The sequence below is a fragment of the Acinetobacter sp. YH01010 genome (genome assembly GCF_013420775.1).
GTDB classification, from domain to species: domain Bacteria; phylum Pseudomonadota; class Gammaproteobacteria; order Pseudomonadales; family Moraxellaceae; genus Acinetobacter; species Acinetobacter amyesii.
In genome coordinates, this window is sequence record NZ_VOYF01000002.1 from 38,493 (window position 1) to 59,410 (window position 20,918).

Annotated in this window: 21 protein-coding genes; 14 read left to right on the plus strand and 7 right to left on the minus strand. The window is 43.0% G+C overall.

What is annotated here, in order from left to right; all coding sequences use genetic code 11:
* Positions 1 to 167: 167 nt before the first annotated feature.
* A complete protein-coding gene (locus FTT77_RS01925; protein ID WP_372491143.1) occupies positions 168 to 455 on the plus strand; it encodes a DUF2798 domain-containing protein in 288 nt (95 codons plus the stop codon).
* Between the two features lie 59 nt (positions 456 to 514).
* Here FTT77_RS01925 and FTT77_RS01930 read toward each other — a convergent pair whose 3' ends face one another.
* From FTT77_RS01930 to FTT77_RS01945, 4 genes are all read right to left on the minus strand, one after another.
* Positions 515 to 1,108, minus strand: coding sequence for a hypothetical protein (locus tag FTT77_RS01930; RefSeq protein WP_180073348.1), 594 nt, complete (start codon positions 1,106 to 1,108; stop codon positions 515 to 517).
* A 106-nt stretch (positions 1,109 to 1,214) separates the two neighbouring features.
* Entirely contained in the window at positions 1,215 to 2,525 is a 1,311-nt protein-coding gene (locus FTT77_RS01935; protein WP_180108897.1) for a DUF445 domain-containing protein, read from the minus strand.
* 26 nt (positions 2,526 to 2,551) lie between these two features.
* The gene (locus tag FTT77_RS01940; RefSeq protein WP_180108874.1) at positions 2,552 to 3,109 is read right to left on the minus strand and encodes a hypothetical protein; all 558 of its coding nucleotides are present in this window, start codon (positions 3,107 to 3,109) and stop codon (positions 2,552 to 2,554) included.
* A gap of 59 nt (positions 3,110 to 3,168) precedes the next feature.
* Positions 3,169 to 3,708, minus strand: a complete 540-nt coding sequence (locus FTT77_RS01945; RefSeq protein WP_078190604.1) for a DUF924 family protein — start codon at positions 3,706 to 3,708, stop codon at positions 3,169 to 3,171.
* Between the two features lie 210 nt (positions 3,709 to 3,918).
* Here FTT77_RS01945 and gshA point away from each other — a divergent pair, with 210 nt between their 5' ends.
* Both gshA and FTT77_RS01955 read left to right on the plus strand, forming a co-directional pair.
* Complete coding sequence (gene gshA, locus FTT77_RS01950) at positions 3,919 to 5,496, plus strand: glutamate--cysteine ligase (protein WP_180108873.1); 1,578 nt, start codon at positions 3,919 to 3,921, stop codon at positions 5,494 to 5,496.
* Positions 5,497 to 5,517: 21 nt separating this feature from the next.
* Positions 5,518 to 6,045: a disulfide bond formation protein B gene (locus tag FTT77_RS01955; protein ID WP_078190602.1), complete on the plus strand. Its 528-nt coding sequence runs from the start codon at positions 5,518 to 5,520 to the stop codon at positions 6,043 to 6,045.
* A gap of 69 nt (positions 6,046 to 6,114) precedes the next feature.
* Here the strand turns inward: FTT77_RS01955 and FTT77_RS01960 are convergent, their stop codons facing one another.
* Complete coding sequence (locus FTT77_RS01960) at positions 6,115 to 7,446, minus strand: alpha/beta hydrolase (RefSeq protein ID WP_180025879.1); 1,332 nt, start codon at positions 7,444 to 7,446, stop codon at positions 6,115 to 6,117.
* Positions 7,447 to 7,689: 243 nt separating this feature from the next.
* On the opposite strand from FTT77_RS01960, the gene FTT77_RS01965 reads away from it, so the two are divergent.
* From FTT77_RS01965 to FTT77_RS02000, 8 genes are all read left to right on the plus strand, one after another.
* Positions 7,690 to 8,289 (plus strand): YqiA/YcfP family alpha/beta fold hydrolase, encoded by a 600-nt coding sequence (locus tag FTT77_RS01965; protein WP_180108896.1) that lies wholly within the window; start codon positions 7,690 to 7,692, stop codon positions 8,287 to 8,289.
* 188 nt (positions 8,290 to 8,477) lie between these two features.
* Positions 8,478 to 10,358 carry a DNA topoisomerase IV subunit B gene (gene parE, locus FTT77_RS01970; protein WP_180108872.1) on the plus strand — a complete coding sequence of 627 codons (1,881 nt, stop codon included), beginning with the start codon at positions 8,478 to 8,480 and terminating at the stop codon, positions 10,356 to 10,358.
* A gap of 374 nt (positions 10,359 to 10,732) precedes the next feature.
* A complete protein-coding gene (urtA, locus tag FTT77_RS01975; protein WP_180049711.1) occupies positions 10,733 to 12,019 on the plus strand; it encodes an urea ABC transporter substrate-binding protein in 1,287 nt (428 codons plus the stop codon).
* Between the two features lie 95 nt (positions 12,020 to 12,114).
* Positions 12,115 to 13,749: an urea ABC transporter permease subunit UrtB gene (urtB, locus tag FTT77_RS01980; protein ID WP_180108871.1), complete on the plus strand. Its 1,635-nt coding sequence runs from the start codon at positions 12,115 to 12,117 to the stop codon at positions 13,747 to 13,749.
* Between the two features lie 4 nt (positions 13,750 to 13,753).
* On the plus strand, positions 13,754 to 14,827 hold the full coding sequence (urtC, locus tag FTT77_RS01985; protein WP_168379684.1) for an urea ABC transporter permease subunit UrtC: 1,074 nt from the start codon (positions 13,754 to 13,756) through the stop codon (positions 14,825 to 14,827).
* Positions 14,824 to 15,645, plus strand: coding sequence for an urea ABC transporter ATP-binding protein UrtD (urtD, locus tag FTT77_RS01990; protein ID WP_068532837.1), 822 nt, complete (start codon positions 14,824 to 14,826; stop codon positions 15,643 to 15,645). The genes urtC and urtD overlap by 4 nt, the downstream gene beginning before the upstream one ends.
* Before the next feature lie 10 nt (positions 15,646 to 15,655).
* A complete protein-coding gene (gene urtE / locus FTT77_RS01995; protein ID WP_068532840.1) occupies positions 15,656 to 16,354 on the plus strand; it encodes an urea ABC transporter ATP-binding subunit UrtE in 699 nt (232 codons plus the stop codon).
* 353 nt (positions 16,355 to 16,707) lie between these two features.
* Positions 16,708 to 17,190 (plus strand): DUF1877 family protein, encoded by a 483-nt coding sequence (locus tag FTT77_RS02000; RefSeq protein WP_180108870.1) that lies wholly within the window; start codon positions 16,708 to 16,710, stop codon positions 17,188 to 17,190.
* Positions 17,191 to 17,207: 17 nt separating this feature from the next.
* On the opposite strand, the gene FTT77_RS02005 is transcribed toward FTT77_RS02000, so the two are convergent.
* Both FTT77_RS02005 and FTT77_RS02010 read right to left on the minus strand, forming a co-directional pair.
* Positions 17,208 to 17,708, minus strand: coding sequence for a GNAT family N-acetyltransferase (locus tag FTT77_RS02005; protein ID WP_180059748.1), 501 nt, complete (start codon positions 17,706 to 17,708; stop codon positions 17,208 to 17,210).
* 101 nt (positions 17,709 to 17,809) lie between these two features.
* Positions 17,810 to 18,571, minus strand: a complete 762-nt coding sequence (locus tag FTT77_RS02010; RefSeq protein ID WP_168379688.1) for an outer membrane protein OmpK — start codon at positions 18,569 to 18,571, stop codon at positions 17,810 to 17,812.
* Positions 18,572 to 19,066: 495 nt separating this feature from the next.
* Between FTT77_RS02010 and FTT77_RS02015 the strand changes: the two genes are divergently transcribed.
* The 3 genes from FTT77_RS02015 to FTT77_RS02025 all read left to right on the plus strand — a co-directional run bounded on the left by FTT77_RS02015 (position 19,067) and on the right by FTT77_RS02025 (position 20,889).
* Entirely contained in the window at positions 19,067 to 19,432 is a 366-nt protein-coding gene (locus FTT77_RS02015) for an HPF/RaiA family ribosome-associated protein (RefSeq protein WP_168379689.1), read from the plus strand.
* 129 nt (positions 19,433 to 19,561) lie between these two features.
* Positions 19,562 to 20,104, plus strand: coding sequence for an ankyrin repeat domain-containing protein (locus tag FTT77_RS02020; RefSeq protein ID WP_078190592.1), 543 nt, complete (start codon positions 19,562 to 19,564; stop codon positions 20,102 to 20,104).
* A gap of 14 nt (positions 20,105 to 20,118) precedes the next feature.
* Positions 20,119 to 20,889: a transporter gene (locus tag FTT77_RS02025; RefSeq protein WP_168379690.1), complete on the plus strand. Its 771-nt coding sequence runs from the start codon at positions 20,119 to 20,121 to the stop codon at positions 20,887 to 20,889.
* Positions 20,890 to 20,918 lie beyond the last annotated feature (29 nt).

Consider the following 20,918-nt stretch of genomic DNA (forward strand, 5'->3'; position numbering starts at 1 on the left):
AAAATAAATGTCGCAGAAAAACGGTAAATATAGCAAATTTCAGGCTCTTTAGGTGAACCCATTTGTTGCGAATAAAAAATATTCGATAAAAGTGAAGCATTGCTTATATCGAAGTAAAACGATATAAGTGGTTTAGCGATTCAGGATCACTGCTTGAGTATATGGACATGTCACAACCCACCCCTAAAATTTTTGGCAATGTGCCGAAGTTAGCTGCACGCTGGGCGCTGATTATCGTGCCGTTTATTTTGTCTTGTCTCATGAGCGGCATTATTTCGTTTATTAATATGCTCAGAAATTTAGGTTGGTTTGAGGGTTTTCTTACCCTATGGCTGCATAATTGGATGATTTCTTGGGCAATTGCTTTTCCCATTGTGCTGATTTTATTGCCGTTTGTTCGAAAATTTACAGGCCTGTTGGTCGATATGTCAGGGCCACAGCCACCTGCAAAATAAGCCTGCATGTAAGTCACAGCTGAGTCAAAAGGTGACTTACTGCATTTTGCCTTGAATATTTATAAGCTATCGCGACAACTTACGGCTTTAGAGAGTAACTCGGCTTTGTTGTTTTGGAAGGTATAGAGTTTTGAGGAATTAAACACTTTAATGACTTTGGCCTGAGCGACAGCGGTTTTAAAGCTTTGGAACTTTTGCTGATGGGCTGTCTCAAACGGATTTCCAAAGTTTTTATTGTCGAGCAGAATTTGAATTTGCCCCACATTTGTATCATGTGCTTTTAGGATCTCTTGGCCATCCGCGTTGCTTATACTGAAAGTTGGGCGCTGAGTGCTGATTTTGCAATTTAATTTGAAGCTCAAAGTGAAATTATCTGCCGATTTATTTTTGAGGGTAGATGTGCCTTGTTGATCATTTTCAATATAGATCCACTGATTTTTCGGCATATTGGTCAGTAGGGTTTCTAACTGTTGTTGGGTACTTTTGCTGATATCGACTGTGCCTTTTTTATCGATTTCAGGGGCTTTTTCTTTACCGAGCATGCCCATCACTTTGTCGCTGACTGTGCTACTGGTTTTGGAAATGGTCTGGCAAGCGCTTAAGCTACTAATAATCAGAATGAAAGGTAGGGTATAGATGGCAGGTAAGTGCATAGATTTTATTGTTCTATTAAATTTTCGGATCGGCAAAGTTTAACGGTTCTACGCATAAAGCTCAAACCTGCGGCCAATCTCCTTTGAGGAGGACTGCTGCAGGCGGCTAAAGCAGCCATTCTACACAGGCACGAATAATCCCTAGTGCGAGGCCAATAAAGCCACCGACCACGACACCATTGACTCGAATCATATGCAAGTCGCCACCGACTTCGTTTTCGATCTTATCGATCATTTCACGTGAGTCCCATTCATGTATACGTTCACTGATAAACCGAATAACTTTTTCGCTATATTGATCGGAGAGATTGATGGCAATATCACTCATTTTTTCATTCAGCAATTGGCGTACAGCGACATTAGAGACAATATTTTCGCCCACTTGTTGAATGGCGACACGTAGGTTTTGTGCAATCCCAGAGTCGGGTTTTTCTAAATCAGAACGAATCGCGTCGCATAAAATCACCACTGCGCCACTGATAAAATTCAACATTTGTGGACTATCGAGCATGGCGTCTTTGGTGCTATTCAGGCGTTGGCTGGCAACACTCTGATTGTCCGCCAGTTGCTGCATAAGCTGCTGTGCCATGTCTTCGATTTTACGGCGCCACGGATGTTCATGGTCGGCAAGCATGGACTCGACACGACTGACCAGTGAATCAATGGTGCGCTGTTGTACATCAATACCAATCCAACTCGCACCTTTGGCGAGCTTCCAAACTCCAAGTTCTTTAAACAATTGACGTGATAAATCACGGGTTTGTTCAGGGTGTTGTAGCATCCAATCATGGGCTAAATCCAGTCCACGTTGCAGGACATCTTGATGGAAGTCATTTTCTAAAACTGCCCGTAGCATTTCACTGGCAAGATGGTTGACTTGCGTATTGCGTACCCATTGCACGCTGTTATTTTGGATAAATCGTCCAATTTGTTCCTGACCGACAAATTCGAAAATTTTCGGTACCGTTTGCTGAATGACTTGGGTCACTTGAGCATTATTGTGCGGATTGGCCAACCATTTCCCGACGGCAAGAGAGAGATCCGTCTCCGCTAAGCTTTTTTCAACCACTTGTGGTGAAAGAAAATTCTCCTGAACAAAGCGGCCCATTGACTCGGCAATGCGTGCTTTATTACGAGGAATAATTTCTGTGTGGTCACGTAAAAATTTAGGAATCGGAATCCGACCAAAGGGATTGCGAAATAAAACGGTTATCGCATACCAGTCTGCCAAACCACCAACCACTCCAGCTTCTGCTGAAAGCATCAAAATATGAATGAGCCAGACGTATTCGGGCAGCAATTTAGCTGCGATCATCAATGCAATCCACGCCAGCACAGCCACCACCAAAGCAATGGTGGCAAAGCGTTTACTGCGTTGCAGACTGGGTGAAACAGCGGGCTGTTCAATTGGGTTCATCAATGATCGGGTCTCTATGGGTTGACTTATTTGGTGGCAGGCTCAGCAGCTACAGGCAAAGGATTTCCTTGGCTGTCTAAACCATATTTAGCCCCGAGTGACTGCAAAATCAAGCGAGCATCAAAGGCATCCTGAGGGGCTTTGGCACGATCTTTATAGCAAGTAATACTGTAGGAAACTTGAGTTGGATCGAGTGTGACCACCTGTGGAACGTCATAAAACGGGCCTGGCCAAAAGCCGGGATGGCGACGGTAATAGCCATATGGATAAGGCATAGGGTCTGGGTAAATCACTGCTTGGCGCGGCGGTTTTTGACTCCGGTTACTCGGGTCATCCATGACTTTAAAATATTGAAAGCCATTGTGTAGGGTGGTTTGAGCAGCTTTAACCAAGGTGATTTCTTCGGCAGTGCCATAGCTCATATTGGGTCTAGCTTGGAAGCTAATCCGATAGCTTTGAGCATTTAATGGCGTTGCAGTATAACGACCCAATTGTTCGAAGGTTAAAGGCTTCGATGGGGTGCTTGCACAGCCGGTGAAGCCCAGTGCTGCGGTCATGGCTGCTGCGATAATGAGTTTGTTCATGCGCATACTCCTGTTCAGTCGGTTCTTGGCAAGGGGAGATACTGGCCAAAAGCCGTCAATTAAAAGCTAGAATTGGGCTGGGTTAAAAATTCCAATTCCTCTGCTGTAGATGTTCTGCCCAATACCGCATTGCGATGCGGGTAACGTCCAAATCGATCGATAATCACTTTATGCTTTTTTTCAAATTCTAAGTTGATCGGATTGCCCAGTTGCTCAAATAATTTTAACGCGCTTTGATGGATTTTTGTCGATTCGCTATGCATAAAGGGCATATATAAAAATGAGCGCTGTTCAGGGCTTAATTGTAGATCTAAACCCTGCGCGATGGCTTCTTGTGCAAGCGCCAAAGCCAGTGCATCTTGGGCAAAAGCCAAGCCAGAGTCACGGAATAAATTTCGCGAAAACTGATCTAAAACAATAATTTCAGCCAAGCGACCTTCGGCTGTGGTGCGCCATTGCCACAGTTCTGCTTGACTGGCCGCTTGATGGATGTCTTTAAACTTTTTTTCGATTAAAACATCAAAATTATTGCTTTTAGCGAACCAATTAGGCTGATTTTCTGGGTTAAACCAAAATTCGAGAATATCTTGATAATTCATAAGTTTTAAGCATTATTAGCATATATTTGTTTATAAAATCACAAATTTCAAATGTCATATAGAGTAAGTTTGTGATAAAAAATTGCCAAAATAAAATCACGGTTTGTCTCAAAACTATACAGTGGGTCATTTGCCCACTTCAAATCGCGTTATACTGATATAAACTGATGATTTTATTTTAGTAGTTTCTTCCATTTAAGCGAGATAGCAATGAGTCAACCCGAATCGACCTCTCAAGACATTTTACCGACTTGGGTAGATTCTTCGCTGATTAAAGGAATGTTGCGCGGTATTGAGCGTGAAAGCTTGCGTATGCAAAGCAACGGTTTCTTGTCTCAGGCCGACCATCCCCAAGCTTTGGGTGCGGCTTTGACTCATCCGCATATCACGACAGACTATTCTGAAGCTTTAATGGAATTTATCACGCCGCCAAAAGAAACCATTACAGAGGCGTTGAACTATCTGGAAGATATACATGCTGTTGCGCATACGCATTTAGAACATGGTGAAAAACTTTGGCCGTTGTCGATGCCATGCATGTTGGATAAAGACGAAGACAGTATTCGTTTAGCGCAATATGGCAGCTCGAATATTGGGCGCTTTAAAACCTTGTACCGTCGTGGTTTAGGGGTGCGTTATGGTCGCCGGATGCAGACCATTTCAGGGGTGCATTATAATTTATCCTTCCCAGATCATTTCTTTGAAGCACTTCAACAGCATGAAACTGACGACGCCCTCAAGGCATTGAGCTTACAGGATTATCGCAGTCATCGTTATTTCGGCCTGATCCGTAATTTTATTCGTTTAACGCCATTGGTGATGTTTTTGGTTGGGGCGAGTCCGTCGGTGTGTAAATGTTTTATGACTGGACGTGAACATCAGCTGTTACCGCTCTTAAAAGGCACGCTATTTTTACCCTATGCAACGGCGCTGCGTATGGGAAATTTTGGCTATCAAAATTCAGCACAAAAACAGTTAGGGATTCACTACAACGACATTCAGGCGTATTTGGAAGGTTTGCAAAAAGCGGTGCATACCCCGTATGCCGCATTTAGTCATTTAGGTTTAAATGATGAACAGGGTGAACCGATTCAAATTAATGACCACGTGTTGCAAATTGAAAATGAATACTACAGTTTGGTTCGTCCGAAACAAGTGCCACAGGATGGTGAAACACCATCTGAAGCCCTGCAAAATCGTGGTGTGGGTTATGTGGAATTACGCGCAGTAGACGTCAATCCTTATAGCCCAATTGGGATCAATGAAGACACGGCAGGCTTGCTCGAAGTGGTGGCTTTATACTGTTTATTGCAAGACAGCCCAGCATTGTTAGATGCCGAACAAAATGAAATTGAGAAAAATCAGGCGGAAGTAGTAAACCGTGGTCGTGCGCCAAACGCAGTGATTTTACAGCAAGGTCAGGCGATTCCAATTGAAACATGGTGTCGTACACATGTTGCAGCGATGCAACCGTTGGCTGAATTGCTGGATGATTCTTACAACACAGATATTTACACTCAGGCAATGGCTGTGATGCAATCACGCATCGATGAAGTCGATGAAACATTGTCGGCACGTATGATTAGCGATACTTTAGAACAAGGTGGAACTTGGGGCTTTGGTAGCTTTATGGCCTTACAACATGCTGAAGTGTATGAGCAGCATGTCTTGAGCCCTGAAACTGCAGCATATTTTGCACAAGCTGCTGAGCAGTCTTTAGAAAAACAGGCTCAACTTGAGCAAGATTGCACCTTGAGTTTTGAAGAATATTTGAAAAACTTTAGATAAAAAATTTTAAGAGGATTTACCATGAAATGGAGTTTCCGCTTCGTGAGTGGTTTGTTGTTTTTAGCCAGCGTGATCGGTATGTCTTTTGCGCTGTTTTTAGAACATGTACAAGGCTTAGAACCTTGTCCGTTATGCGTATTCCAACGTATTGGTTTGATTGGACTCGGCATCATTTCATTGATTGCATTGATTCACAATCCAGCATCGAATTGGGGTAAACGCATTTACGCATTGTTGGGGACACTATCAATTCTATGGTCTGCTGGGGTGGCTGCGCGTCATATTTGGCTGCAAAACTTACCGCCAGACAAAGTACCTAGCTGTGGCCCAGGACTGGATTATTGGGTAGAAACGCTGCCTTTAAAATCGGTCTTTGAGCAAGTACTGACCGGCTCTGGTGAATGTGCCAAAGTGGATTGGACCTTCTTGGGACAATCCTTACCGGTTTGGTCATTGGTGTTTTTTGCAGTCTTAACTTTGCTTAGTCTTTGGCAGTTATTGCGTAAATACCCAAGCAAACCAGTGCCACGTTTACGTGATAAATTTTAATTCTATGATGTAAAAAAAAGCCCTCAGTTGAGGGCTTTTTTTACGCATACACATGGTAGAAATTTTACTTTAGGTTAGGGCAATGCCTTCCATACTTTCCAAGTCCATCATAAATTCATAGATATGATCACAAGCTTTATCGTCATTGTTTGGATAGAACCAATGCACGATTTGCTCGGCCACTTGAGGGTGATGCTGAATTTCAAAATGGTTCAGGCCATAAAAAATCGCTTTATGTGAATCTGGCACTTTAAGCTGATAACGTGCATTTGGGTGTTCCCCTAAGGCACTTTTCACGCTGACCAAGTAATCTCCAATCACATGTCGCGTTTTATTGCGACGATGTTCATATTCAATGGTCCCTGCCACGAGGTAGGTATTGATATGTGATGGAATCGGGGCAGGTTTACGGTTGTCGTCCATGAGTCCAATGCGGACATCATTATGTTCCCAATCGTCATCACGCACGCTGCCATAGCGCAAATCTAAAATGCCGTTACTGCGAATATTCACCACGTGACCTACGATTTTGACCAAGGGGAAACGCCCCAATTGATCTTGCAAATGAAATCCGACACGTTCAAGTACCGCACCATGATGTGGTGAGCCCAAGCAGACTAGATTTTCAACTTGATGAATCCATTGATACATATTTTGTTTGCCATAAAAAATGGCACTACGGGACACTAAGCCCCCCATACTATGACCAATTAAGTCGATACTGGTAATACCTGGGTTGCGACGAACCAAATCTTCTAATGTATTGGCAAGGCTGCGGCCATTGGTCGAAATACGACGACCCGTGTTGTAATTTAAATACAGCATGGTGTTGTGGTCACGTTGTGACAGTAATTTTTCACCAATGCCGCCATATTTGGCTGTCGACCATGACAGATGATTCATGCAGAGCCCATGAATCAACAGGGTAATACGACCGGTTAATTCGCCTTTTTGTACCGCACCATAATGGTCGTAAACCACCATTGGTAAGGCCATCGGGTTGTGATATTTCAGTAAATAGTCGCCCAAGACCCCATTCAGCGCGCCCACTAAAAAATGTAAAGACGGCGTGAGCGGTTTGTCGTGTAAGCGTGGGAATTTTTCAATAATGCTACGCAGCGTTGGTGCGAGTAAATAATTGCCATAATTGAAAAAGGTGTTGTAAGAAAATTCGTAAATCCGTGCAATGGTCGGCTGCTTATGAAAGGCTTTCGAGCCTTGTTCGCTCATTCCAAAAATACTGATTAAAATTTCACGTTGAATGTTTTTGATCAAGTCATGCACGACATCACTAAAACGCATTGTCACGAGTTGTGCCAAACCTTCCAGCACATCTGCTTGACTGGGTGGTGTGCGGTCCCATTTACAATAGGTTTCATGCAATGGTGTTAAGCTAGGCATAATGTTCCTATCCTTACATTCAATGCTATCCCTCGATTGTATTTATTACTGGAATAGCCTGAAGTTTCATTGTTTATTTTATAAAATTCTCACGAACAGCTTTTACAATACCGATAACAGACCTGTCGGTGAATGCCTTTTGTCTGACAATTTTACTAAAAATTCAAATTTAGAAAATGTGACGCAGTTAGCACTTATATGCCACTTTTAAAGCAATTTAAAGATCAATTTGGAATCAAAATGATGAATATTGTGTATTTGCATGGTTTTCAAAGTAACTCAAATTCAGTGAAAGGACAGATATTGCGGCGCTATTGTGCAAACTTAATTGGTGTGCACGTACATTTGCCAGATTTGAATATGCCACCGCTACAGGTAATGCAGCAGATGTCAGAGCTGATAGAAGGTTTGGATGATGTGGTTTTGGTGGGGAGTAGTTTAGGTGGTTTTTATGCGACGCAGTTGATGGCACGGCATCACATTCCTGCGGTGCTCATCAATCCTGCGGTCTATCCATGGCAATTATTTCGTGATTTATTTGGCGAGACGGCATTGCCTTATCAGGTGACTGAAACGTGGTGCTTGGATGATGCACAGCTCAATCAAATGCAGGCTTTGGCTGTATCTAAGATTGAAAATGCAGATCAACTGTTGGTCTTGCTCCAACAAGGTGATGAAACCTTGGATTATCGAGATGCTGCTGATTTTTATAGTGCGGCTCAAGCCGGTATGGCTATGCTGATCACTGAGGTGGGAGGAACACATGGCATGGATGATTTTGCAGAAAAAATACCGATGCTCTTGCAGTTTTTGTCCGATGCTGTCAAAAATATGCCTAAATAAAATGATCCAATCCAAATGCTGAAAAGCTAGATCCAACATACAAAAAATGGGCAGTTACGACATCATTTGACGTTTAAATTGTTTAAGAAAATGGCGGCTGATCGCAAGAGATATGCATTTTAATAAAAAAGCATATACTGTAGCGCTTGAAGAAATGTTTTAACCAAAAAAGCAGGGAATTTTGCAACGTGACGCAATATACGGCTCAATCACTTGAAGTTTTATCTGGCCTAGATCCGGTACGTCGTCGTCCGGGGATGTATACAGACACTACACGACCAAACCATTTGGCGCAGGAAGTGATAGATAACGCCGTCGATGAAGCGCTTGCAGGACATGCCAATAAAATTACCGTGACAGTGTATAAAGATGGCTCATTGTCAGTTGAAGATAATGGTCGTGGGATGCCAGTTGACATCCATCCTGAGTATGGTCAAAGCGGGATTGAAATCATTCTGACCAAACTACATGCCGGCGGTAAATTCAGCACAGACAATTATCAATTTTCAGGTGGTCTGCATGGTGTGGGGATTTCTGTCGTCAACGCATTGTCCAACCGTGTTGAGGTGGAAGTTCAACGTCATGGCAACCTGTATAAAATGGCCTTTGAACACGGTGAGCCAGTTGCGCCACTGGAAGTTTTAGAAGGTAAATGTGCCAAACGTGCGACTGGAACAACCGTGCATTTTTGGCCTGAAGCGAAATATTTTGACTCGCCTAAATTTGCGCTGAAAGCCTTAAAACACAACTTAAAAGCCAAGGCTGTTTTGGCGGCAGGCTTGCAGATTATTTATATCGATCAAATCAACAACGAAAAGATCGAATGGCAATTTGAAAATGGTCTGGTTGACTATTTGATGGATGAACTGCAAGACCGTGACATCGTTCCTGCCCCTGCATTTGTGGCGACCGGTGAGGCAGAGCGTGCCAGCGCTGAGTTTGCGATTTGTTGGAATGTGGAAGGTGGTGAGTCCATTCAAGAGTCGTATGTCAACCTCATCCCGACTGCGCAAGGCGGTACCCATGTCAATGGTTTACGTTCGGGTGTGACAGATGCGATTCGTGAATTCTGTGAATTACGGAATTTATTGCCACGGAATATGAAGCTATCTGCCGAAGATGTCTGGGATGGCGTCAACTTTATTCTGTCTTTGAAATTCCAAGAGCCACAATTCTCAGGTCAGACCAAAGAACGACTTTCAAGCCGTGAAGCCTCTGGTGTGGTGTTAAATATTGCCAAAGATGCTTTTGCACTGTGGCTGAATCAAAACTCCGATATTGCTATGCAACTGGCTGAAATGGTGATTGCTAAGGCTGGTCGCCGTTTAAAAGCTGCGAAAAAAGTTGAACGTAAAAGGATCGTTTCCGGCCCAGCTTTGCCGGGTAAACTGGCTGACTGTGTGGGCCATACCCTCGAAGAATCAGAACTGTTTATTGTGGAAGGGGATTCTGCAGGTGGTTCTGCCAAACAAGCACGTGATAAGAACTTCCAAGCGATCATGCCAATCCGTGGTAAGATTTTAAATACTTGGGAAGTGTCTTCAGACGAAGTTTTGGCATCGCAAGAAGTACATGATATTGCGATTGCGATTGGTGTAGATCCGGGCAGTGATGACTTGTCAGAACTACGTTATGGCAAGATTTGTATCTTGGCCGATGCCGACTCAGATGGTTTGCACATTGCAACGTTACTCTGTGCATTGTTCGTCAAACATTTCCATACTTTGGTTGAGGAAGGACATCTGTTTGTGGCGATGCCACCGCTGTTCCGTATAGATGACAATAAAGATGTGCACTATGCCTTGGATGAAGATGAACTAGAAAGCATCTTAAAGAAATGTAAAACCAAAAATCCTCAAATCACACGATTTAAAGGATTGGGCGAGATGAACGCGAGTCAGCTGCGTGAAACGACTATGGATCCCGATACACGTCGTTTAGTGCAACTGGACTTGGATGACGTACAGTTTACTTCATGTTTACTCGACAAATTATTGGCGAAGAAGCGCTCTTCAGACCGTAAATATTGGTTGGAACAGAAGGGTAATTTGGCCGATTTAGCGGTTTAAAATTGCAACAAGGAAAAAACCACGCAAGTGGTTTTTTTTTGCTTCAAATTTAGGAAAAGCTGCATGATTTGTGTGCCAAAACACCGTGTTTTTTGAAAAACGTCGCAAAATTGTTCAATTATAGGTCAAATGTTGGATACAAGTTTGTATGCATCTTTGCGGTGATTTTACGATTTTTGAATCGACCCATAAAAAATTAAAAGCAAATTTTATGATTGTAACTATGTGAAAAATAACATTTAAAAATAAATAAAAGCACTCAATCAAAATAAAAAATAAGGCTTGGCACAGTTATTGAATTGCTCTGTTGTGATGAAAGACAACAAATGCATTTTAAAAATGTGAATTACAAGCTTAGGTTGGGAGTGTGAATAATGTTTCAACGCAATGTATTTGCTAAAAGTATTTTAGCGGCAACGATGACTGGGGCGATTGCTTTAACGGGCTGTTCAAAACCTGCAGAAGAAAAAACAGAAAGCGCTACATCAGAACCAAAAGCCGCTGCAGCAAGTGGCGATACTATTAAAGTCGGGATCTTACATTCGCTGTCAGGCACGATGGCGATCTCAGAAACTTCTCTAAAAGATACGGCCTTGATGGCGATTAATGAAATTAATGCCAATGGCGGGGTATTGGGCAAAAAACTAGAACCTGTGGTGGTGGATCCGGCATCGGACTGGCCACTATTTGCGGAAAAAACCCGTCAGTTGATTACCCAAGACAAAGTAGCCGTGATTTTTGGTTGCTGGACGTCGGTATCTCGTAAGTCGGTTTTACCCGTGGTTGAAGAATTAAATGGCTTATTGTTCTACCCTGTTCAGTATGAAGGTCAGGAACAGTCTAAAAATATTTTCTACACAGGTGCAGCACCGAATCAGCAAGCGATTCCTGCTGTTGAATATCTGATGAGTGAAGAGGGTGGTAAGGCAGAACGCTTTGTACTATTGGGCACAGACTATGTTTACCCACGTACCACCAACAAAATCTTACGTGCATTTTTGAAGTCGAAAGGCATTGCCGATGCAGACATCATGGAAGAATACACGCCATTTGGTCATAGCAACTATCAAACCATTGTGGGCAATGTGAAGAAGTTTGCGGCAGGGAAAAAGACTGCTGTGATCTCGACCATTAACGGCGATTCAAATGTGCCGTTCTATCGTGAATTGGGCAACCAAGGCATCAAAGCTGCGGATATTCCAGTGATGGCGTTCTCTGTGGGTGAAGAGGAGTTACGCGGTATCGACACCAAACCGCTGGTAGGACACTTGGCGTCATGGAACTACTTCATGTCGGTGAAAAATCCAGTGAATACTGAATTCACCAATAAAATGAAGCAGTATGCCGTGGAATACAAACTGCCAAATGCCGATAAATTTGTGACCAATGACCCGATGGAGGCTACCTATGTCGGCATCAATATGTGGAAACAAGCGGTAGAAAAAGCTGGAAGCACAGATGTCAATAAAGTGCGTGAAGCTATGGCCGGCCAAGAATTTAAAGCGCCATCGGGCTATACCTTGCAAATGGATGCGTCGAACCATCATTTGCATAAACCAGTCATGATTGGTCAGATCCGTGCCGATGGTCAGTTTGATGTGGTACACAAAACCGCAAAAACCATTGCTGCAGAGCCATGGAGCCCGTACATCCCGAAATAATTCAATCCAAATGCCTACTGCCATTGTGTAGTGGGCATGTTTTGATGTGATCCCTAGATGGGGTTGTTCTATTACTCAATAGGGATGCTTATAAGATGAAAAAATTACGCAATTTCCCGATCCTTTTTCTATTCCTGAGCCAATTATTCTGTCTGCAAATCGTGCATGCAGAAACTGCAGCGAATGTCGTGCCTACGGTGCAATCTGTGCAGCAAGGTGACGCCATTCAGCAATTTGTTCGCGGTAGTTTTACCGAGCGCCGCAGTTTACTGAATCAATGGCCGGGCGATATTGAATCCTTAGATCAGTTGGCCGCATTGGTCGAAAAAGACCAGTTATATAGTGGTCAAAGCGGTCAAACCTATATTTTAGAAACTGACGAAAAATTATTGAGCTATCCTGATTTGCAAACCGTGACGGATTGGCCTGCCGATTTATCTCAAGTCACCTTGGTGAATACCCTTCGTAAAGCCTTAACGTTTGCGCAAGCGAAAGAAAAGCTGCAATCGGATGATTTAAACCAACGTTTGGATGCAATTGATATTTTAGAAAATAACTTGGCTGAGTTGGATGTTAAAAATATTAATCAATTGTATTTAAATGAAAAAAATAACAAAGTTAAAGCCCGTTTAGCGCAGCTCAAAGCACGCTTGGATTATCAAAACCCTGATGTTTTACAAAAAATACAGGCGGCCAAAGTGCTGCAAGATTCTAACCGTCCCGATGTGTTGGCGATGGTGGAACAGGAATTACAACAAGCCAACCTGCATCCTGAGTTAAAAGCCGCACTGACAGAAGCCAAGAGCAATATTAAAACTCGTATTCAGGCCAGTGAATGGACTGGACATGTCTTTTCAGGTCTCAGCACGGCCAGTATTTTACTACTGGCGGCGTTGGGCTTAGCCATTACGTATGGTCTGCTAGGCGTGATTAACATGGCGCATGGTGAACTGATCATGATCGGGGCCTATACCACTTATGTGGTGCAAAGCCTGTTTAAGAGTTATCTCAGTAGCTATGTCGATTGGTACTTGATTGCCGCGATTCCTGCTGCATTTATTGTAAGTGCTTTGATCGGCATGTTGATTGAACGTACTGTTATTCGTCCCTTGTATGGCCGTCAATTGGAAACACTATTAGCCACCTTTGGTATGAGCTTAATTTTAATGCAAGTGGTGCGCATGGTTTTTGGTGCGCAGAACGTTGAGGTGTCGAATATTTCATGGCTGTCAGGGGGCATTGCTGTGACACCGAGCCTGATGCTGCCTTATAACCGTATTGCCATTATTGGCTTTACCATTGCGGTACTCCTGTTGCTGGTTTACTTGCTGAATAAAACCCGCTTTGGTTTATTTGTTCGTGCCGTGACGCAAAACCGTCAAATGGCACAGGCCGTTGGTATACGTTCTAGCCGCATTGACATGATGGCTTTTGGTTTAGGTTCAGGGCTTGCAGGTCTTGCAGGCTGTGCCTTAGCACAAGTCGGCAATGTCGGTCCTGACCTAGGACAAAACTATATTGTCGATGCGTTCTTGGTGGTTGTGGTTGGCGGTGTTGGCCAAGTATGGGGCGCAGTACTGGCGGCCTTAGGTCTAGGTGTCAGTGGCACAGTGCTGGAAATCGGCATGGGTGCGGTCTTAGCGAAAATTATTCTACTGGTTCTTGTGATTTTGTTTATTCAAAAACGTCCACAAGGTTTGTTTGCCATCAAAGGCCGTTTTGTGGAGTAAGCGCATGAAAATCACTTCATTATTATCGGATAAACCCTATAGCGGTATGGCGATTGCCGTGTGCTTTGCCATTTTGCTGATTTTGCCTTGGCTACATGTATTGCCAGCCGATTCAGCACTGCATTTATCAGCGTATTGGGTCACGCTCATTGGCAAGATTATGTGTCTCGCCTTGGTGGCATTGGCCTTAGATTTGGTTTGGGGCTATGCCGGCATTTTAAGCTTGGGGCATGGTTTGTACTTTGCCTTGGGCGGCTATGCCTTCGGCATGTATCTCATGCGTGAAGCGGCAGGCGATGGCTTACCCGACTTTATGCGCTTTTTGAGTTGGACCGAGCTACCGTGGTACTGGATGGGTACTGAACATATCGTGTGGGCATTGGCTTTGGTGGTTTTGGTCCCAGGACTGATTGCCTTCATTTTTGGCTTCTTTGCCTTCCGCTCAAAAATTAAAGGCGTGTATTTTTCAATTATTACCCAAGCCATGACCTTTGCTGCGGCGCTACTGTTTTTCCGCAATGAAACCGGCTTTGGCGGTAACAACGGCTTTACCGGTTTTAAAACCATTTTGGGTATGGATATTACCTCTGCACCAATGCGTGCAACCTTGTGTTTCCTCACTGCACTGACTTTGCTTGTCTGTTTTGTCGGTTTACGCCACCTGATGAATAAACCCTATGGGCGCGTCCTTGGTGCAATTCGTGACAGTGAAAACCGTTTGCAATATTTAGGTTACCGTACCTTATGGTACAAGCTCTCTGCATGGGTTTTGTCCGCAGTGATTGCAGGGATTGCAGGCGCTCTGTATGTCCCCCAAGTCGGTATTATTAACCCGAGTGAGATGAACCCTGTCAATTCGATTGAAATGGCGGTGTGGGTGGCTGCAGGTGGTCGCGGTACGCTGATTGGCCCGATACTGGGTGCAGGTTTGATCAACGGGATGAAGACCTATTTCACGGTGGCTTATCCAGAGGTATGGCTATTGATTTTAGGTGCGCTGTTTATTGTGGTAACGATATTCCTGCCAAATGGCGTGATTGGGCTATTAGAGCGGTTTAAAAAGGAGCGCAGCGAATGAATGATCAATGGGTTCAACCGCATGGCGGTCATGCCGCAGAAGGTTATGGACGACCGAAAGAGCAGGGTGCGGACTTCAGTCACGGGATTGCCCTGTATTTAGAAAAAGTCAGCGTTTGGTTTGATTCTTTCCGCGCATTAAATGATTTGTCGTTATATATCAAAGAAGGTGAGCTGCGCTGCATCATTGGTCCCAATGGTGCAGGCAAAACCACGCTGATGGATGTGATTACGGGTAAAACTCGCCCAACAGAAGGTTCGGCTTTTTTTGGGCAAACCTATGATTTGGCAAAAATGAGCACGGAGCAAATAGCAGAAGCCGGAATCGGTCGTAAGTTTCAAAAGCCAACCGTATTTGAAAATTTTACCGTGATGGAAAATCTGTTATTGGCTGCACCTAAAGATAAACGGGTGAAAAAGAGTTTTTTCAGCAAACTCGATCCAGATGCGCAAAACGCCTTGGACGAATCTTTAGCACAAATCCGCTTAGAAGAATTGATCCATAAACCGGCAGGGCTGTTGTCACATGGTCAAAAGCAGTGGTTAGAAATAGGCATGCTACTAATGCAGCGTCCAAAATTGATTTTGCTGGATGAACCTGTAGCAGGAATGACCGATGCTGAAACAGAGCGTACCGCAGAGCTATGTTTAGAGTTGAAAAAGAACCATACCCTTATCGTGGTTGAACATGACATGAGCTTTATTGACACCATCAGTGAAAAAGTCACCGTGTTGGCGCAAGGTGCGATTTTGGCAGAGGGTACATTGGCCGAAGTCCAAGCCAATGAAGATGTCATTGAAAAATATCTCGGACGTTAAGGAGCAGACCATGTTAGAAGTCAAAGACGTCAATCAGTTTTATGGTGGCAGTCATATTTTAAGAGATGTGACATTTGCCGCTCCCGTGGGGGCATGTTCAGTGGTGCTCGGGCGAAATGGTGTGGGTAAAACCACCCTCTTAAAATGTTTAATGGGCATTTTACCGATCAAGTCTGGGCAGATCTTACTGGATGGCAAAGACATTTCTAAACTGAGTCCAGAGCAACGTGTACGTGAAGGCTTGGCTTATGTACCGCAAGGACGGGACATTTTTTCAACCTTGACCGTTGAAGAAAATATTTTGATTGGGATGGCAAAATTTAAAGGCGCTAAAACCCGAAAAGTGCCAGAACATCTCTATGAGATTTTCCCCGTATTGGATGAAATGAAACATCGTCGAGGTGGAGATTTATCTGGTGGTCAGCAGCAACAATTGGCGATTGCCCGTGCGCTCGCTTCCGAACCACGGGTATTGATTTTAGATGAACCGACCGAAGGCATTCAGCCGTCGATTATTAAAGACATTGGCCGTGTGATTCGTCAGTTAGCCGATGGCGGAGAAATGGCGATTGTTTTGGTTGAACAGTTTTATGATTTTGCAGAAGAACTGGCAGATGAATATACCGTGATGGCGCGGGGGCAAGTGATTGCACAAGGTGTCGGTAGTGAAATGCCTGAAAAAGGCATTCGGGAATTGGTGGCGATTTAATATTTAGTTGACTGCGATGTGTGGCGGGCTTGTATCAATCAAGCTCGTTACTCTTTTCATTCAATTTACTACGCTCAAAAAATCGTTGCTGGTCATGGAAATGGCATCAAAAAAACGAGTGGCATAAATTTTTTTTGTTTTAAACCATAAGCTTAAGTTGTTCTCAGTATCGTCATTTGAAGCTTCAGCATGTCGTGCTTCAGTGATGCTAAGTGCAGTACTGAAACTTTGGTAAAGGGCGAATGGGCATCCATCAGTATTCGATCAACTGCAGTCGAATATACAAAATATCTGCTTTATTTTTGTGTGGATTACATTAATCTAAATGTACGACATAACAAGAAGATAAGAATATGGACGCGATATTATATTTGATCCCACCGAATGATTTGGAAACACTGATTTTAGAAGCAGACACCCCTCAAGATGTCTTGGATTCACCCTTTGTACAACACTCCTTTTTTTTAGGGGAAGCGTGGCAAGAGTTGAATCCAATATTAAGCGTGAACAGTGATTCAGCTGATGCACTGAATTATGCCATTCAGGCAGAACATCCATTGTCAGAGCGACGCCCGGGACTGAGCCTTGCAGTGCATTACAATACTGTAGTTCGCGTTGCAGAAATCCATCAGGCATTACAACAGTTAAGTGTGGATGAAATCAAAAAACGTTATTTGGTCACGATTGCAGAAAACGCACCTGAGCAAGAACTTAAATTGGCCGAATTAAAACTGCTTTTTTTACAGTTACAAGATCTTTATCGTGATGCGGTGCGTCATAATTTATCGGTGCTGAGTGTGATACAAGATGGTATTCGTTTGGATAAATTACCATAAACACAGCTCAACACAGGCTATAACTGAAGTTGCATCAGGACCAGATCACGCCATTCACCAAACTTTTGTCCCACTTCGGGCATATAACCTGTTTGCTTAAAGCCTAATTTTTTGTGCAGGGCAATCGAGGCGCTATTGCCGTGATCAATGCCAGCGATCATGACATGCATACTTTGGCTTTTTGCATGCTGAATTAGGTGCTCTAATAATTGCTGACCAAGACCCTGTCGAGCATAGTTTGGGTCAATATAGACAGAATGCTCAACAGTATGTCGATAGCCAGCAAAATGGCGGAAAGAACCATAGTCAGCATAACCGGCGATTTGCTGTTGATCCTGATCTTCAATCACCACAAAAGGAAAATTTTGCTTTTGGAAATCCTGCAATTTCTGTTGAAAAGAGTCAAGAGTGTAAGCTTGATCATTCCATGTCGCAAAGCCGTTGAGAACTTCATGATTATAGATTGCGAGAATGGCCGCTAAGTCTTGTGGAGTTGCAGGTCGAATGAGAAAAGACATGCGCAAATTTCTGATAAAAATAAAGTCAATTTAAAAACTTAGGCATAAAAAAAGCAAGGTGATGAACCTTGCTTTTTTCTTCATCGCGTTCTGAGTCGAACTTAGAAGTGGTATTTCACCAAAGCGCTGACATCGTTTTGGTCCTGACCTTTCAGGCCATATTTGTTGTTCCAAACCGAGTGTTCAACACCTACGTAGAGCTTAGTCTTAGGAGAGATATGCTTACCTATATTCCATTTATATTGGCTTGTCCAGTTTAATTCACTAGCTTGCGCCCCTTTTTCAGCTGTTGACCAGTCAAGGAAAGCATCTACTAGAAAATCTTCAGAGCCAATTTTAAATGGCACAGCATAAGTGATCGTCATTTGATAATCATCTTTAGTACCGGCTGATTTAGAATCATTATCGGCTTTATAGAAGTTGATGTTTGCATACTGTGTATATGGAATGTCTAAAGCAAAGCCAATACCATACAAGAAGTTATTAAACTCAGAATTTTTGTCGTAGCCGGCATTATGTTCCCAAGTCGTTGCAATCAGAACGTCTTTGATCGGCCCCATAGAAAGGTCTTTACCAGAAACTTCGCCTAAGCTAAGGCGCGGTGCAAGCTCAAGGTAAGTCGATGCTTCATCATCTTTGTCCCAAGCTTGGTCAACGAAGAAGAATACATCTGAATATTTCAGTTTAGCGGCATATTCAGCTGTGATCGTTTTCTGTTCATTGTTGTCACCATCAAAAGGCACAACATAATTTTCACCATATAGGCCAGTTAAGCTGAAATCTTGCCATACGATAGGTGAAGCTTGAGTGAAAGCAGCAGCAGATGCTAATGCACATGATGCAACGATTTGTGTAAGTTTCATTAAAAAATATCTCCCCCGAGAAGCACTGAAAGCATACAGATTATTAAGCAAAAATAAAGCCAAATTTTACTCAACGGCAAAATTGTTTTGTAATTTGAAGGGGAAATACGCTGTGAATGATCGATGACGGTAAAAGCGAGATTTTGAGTTTGAATGGAATTGTGCAAATAGAAGGTGGGCGTCGAGGAAATGCACAAAAATATGACCCAAATCAATTAAAACAATGCAAATCTACAATAAAGTCTTACTTTTTTTATGGATATTAAAAAAATATCAAAATAGCACTTGCAAAATTCTAACTTAAGACCGATATTCGAAGTATAAGGACACGGATCTGCAGACTCTAAAGTGTTCATCATTCAATGTGGAGGACGACGTTCCATACAAAGTTGAAGATGGTCATTGCTGTAACATTTACAGCAAATGTAACGTGCCAAGATAATAAGTTTTGCACAAATTTTTATAGCTAATACAGATAGATATGAGGATGATATTATGAACATTGAAATCCGTACAGATAAAAACATTATAAACAGTGATCGACTAATTACATACGTTCGTGCAGAACTTAATGAAGAATTTCAGCGCCATAGTGAACGCATTACCCACTTTTCGGTGCATTTAAGTGATGAAAATGGGGACAAGGGCGGCAGCGACGACATCAAATGTATGATTGAAGCGCGTCCAGCAGGTTTGAAGCCTGTCGTGGTCAACCATCGTGGTCATAATGTAGATACAGCTATTCACGGTGCAATTGATCGACTTAAACGTAGTCTTGAACATGTGTTCGAAAAGAAAGAGAACCCACGCAGTACGCAACCTGCTTTTGCTGAAGCGGATGATATCGTAGACGACGAATAAGTCTCAAAATTTAAAAAAAGCCCTGCGGGGCTTTTTTTGTGTGTTTTGTATTTTGTTTTACATGAAATTCAAACAAACGCAGCTTTATTCGGCATAATAGATCAAAATAAATTGAAGTGAGCTTTCCAGATGTTAACAGCGCAACAACAGCTTTTTGTGCAAGCGTTAGAAGAACAAGATCTTGCACAGGTGCAACGCCTGTTGGCAGATGGTCTTAATCCAAATTTTATCGACTTTGAGAAAGGACCTGCGGTTTCTGTATGGTCTGATGGTTTGTTTAAATGGTGGGAAATGGTTTGCGAAGCGTATGAAGCAGGCCAACCTTTAACAGCAGAACAGAAAACACAACATTTAGATGTACATATGCAAATCTTGGAAGCGCTGATTCAAGCCAAAGCCAATGTGCATTTATGGGATGCTGAAGAAATTTATGGTCCATTATGGGATGCTGCGAGTGCAGCATGTGTCCCTGCGGTACAGCGTTTATTGGATGAAAAAGTGAATCCAAATATGATTGATAGCGATGGTTTAACCATTTTATCGTCGATTAGTGAATTATTTTTTGACTGTGATTTTGATGCGGTAAATTGGTCAGAAGCATTGGAAGAAGAAAAACAAACCTTGGAGCTTTTGCGTAGCCATGGCGCAAAAATGACCAAAGAATTAGCATAATTGTGAGTAAAAACATGACTGTATTTAAAGTTTTAAGCATTGCAACATTATCCAGTTTGAGCCTGTCTGCATTTGCGGCAGATTTTTCATTTGATCGTCCGGGCGCGGGTATGGGCACAGGCATTACCCCTGTAGGTCGTTTGGCATGGGAACAAAGTTTGCCAGCAGCGAGCTATAGTGAAAGTCGTGATGAAAATGGTGAAAAAGTAAAAAACACCACTTTAAATGCAGACATGTTATTCCGTACTGGTTTGGCAAAAGATTTGGAATTGCAATTGGGTTGGCAAGGTCCTGCATGGTCTAAAACCAAAGTTGCGGGTCGCTCAGTTGAAGATGATGGTTTGGGTGATGTCAGCATTGGCCTGAAAAAAGCTATTGATTTGAATGATGAGAAATTGTCGATGGCTATTCTTGCTGAAGCTATTATTGCGACAGGTAATGAAGGCTTTAGTGCTGAAGATGACATTTATAGTCTGACTTCAGCCGTGGCTTATGATTATAGCGATACAATTGGGACTTCAATGACCATGCGTTATGAGGTTCAAGATGGTGATTGGGCTGTGAGTGCAATTCCGGGAATGGAATATCACATTGCGGGTAATTTATCGGGCTTTTCTGAGCTGGTTTATCGCAAAGCAGAGAGTACCGATCAGGAAGTGTCTTTGGCTTCAGGTCTGACGTATGCCGTTTCGGATCGTATGCAGTTGGATGCGAGCGTCGGTCTAGAACTCACCGGCGGTCATAAAAATTATCAGTCCGGTTTGGGCGTATCTTACCTGTTCTAAAAGAACCCTAAATTTTAAAACGTATAAAT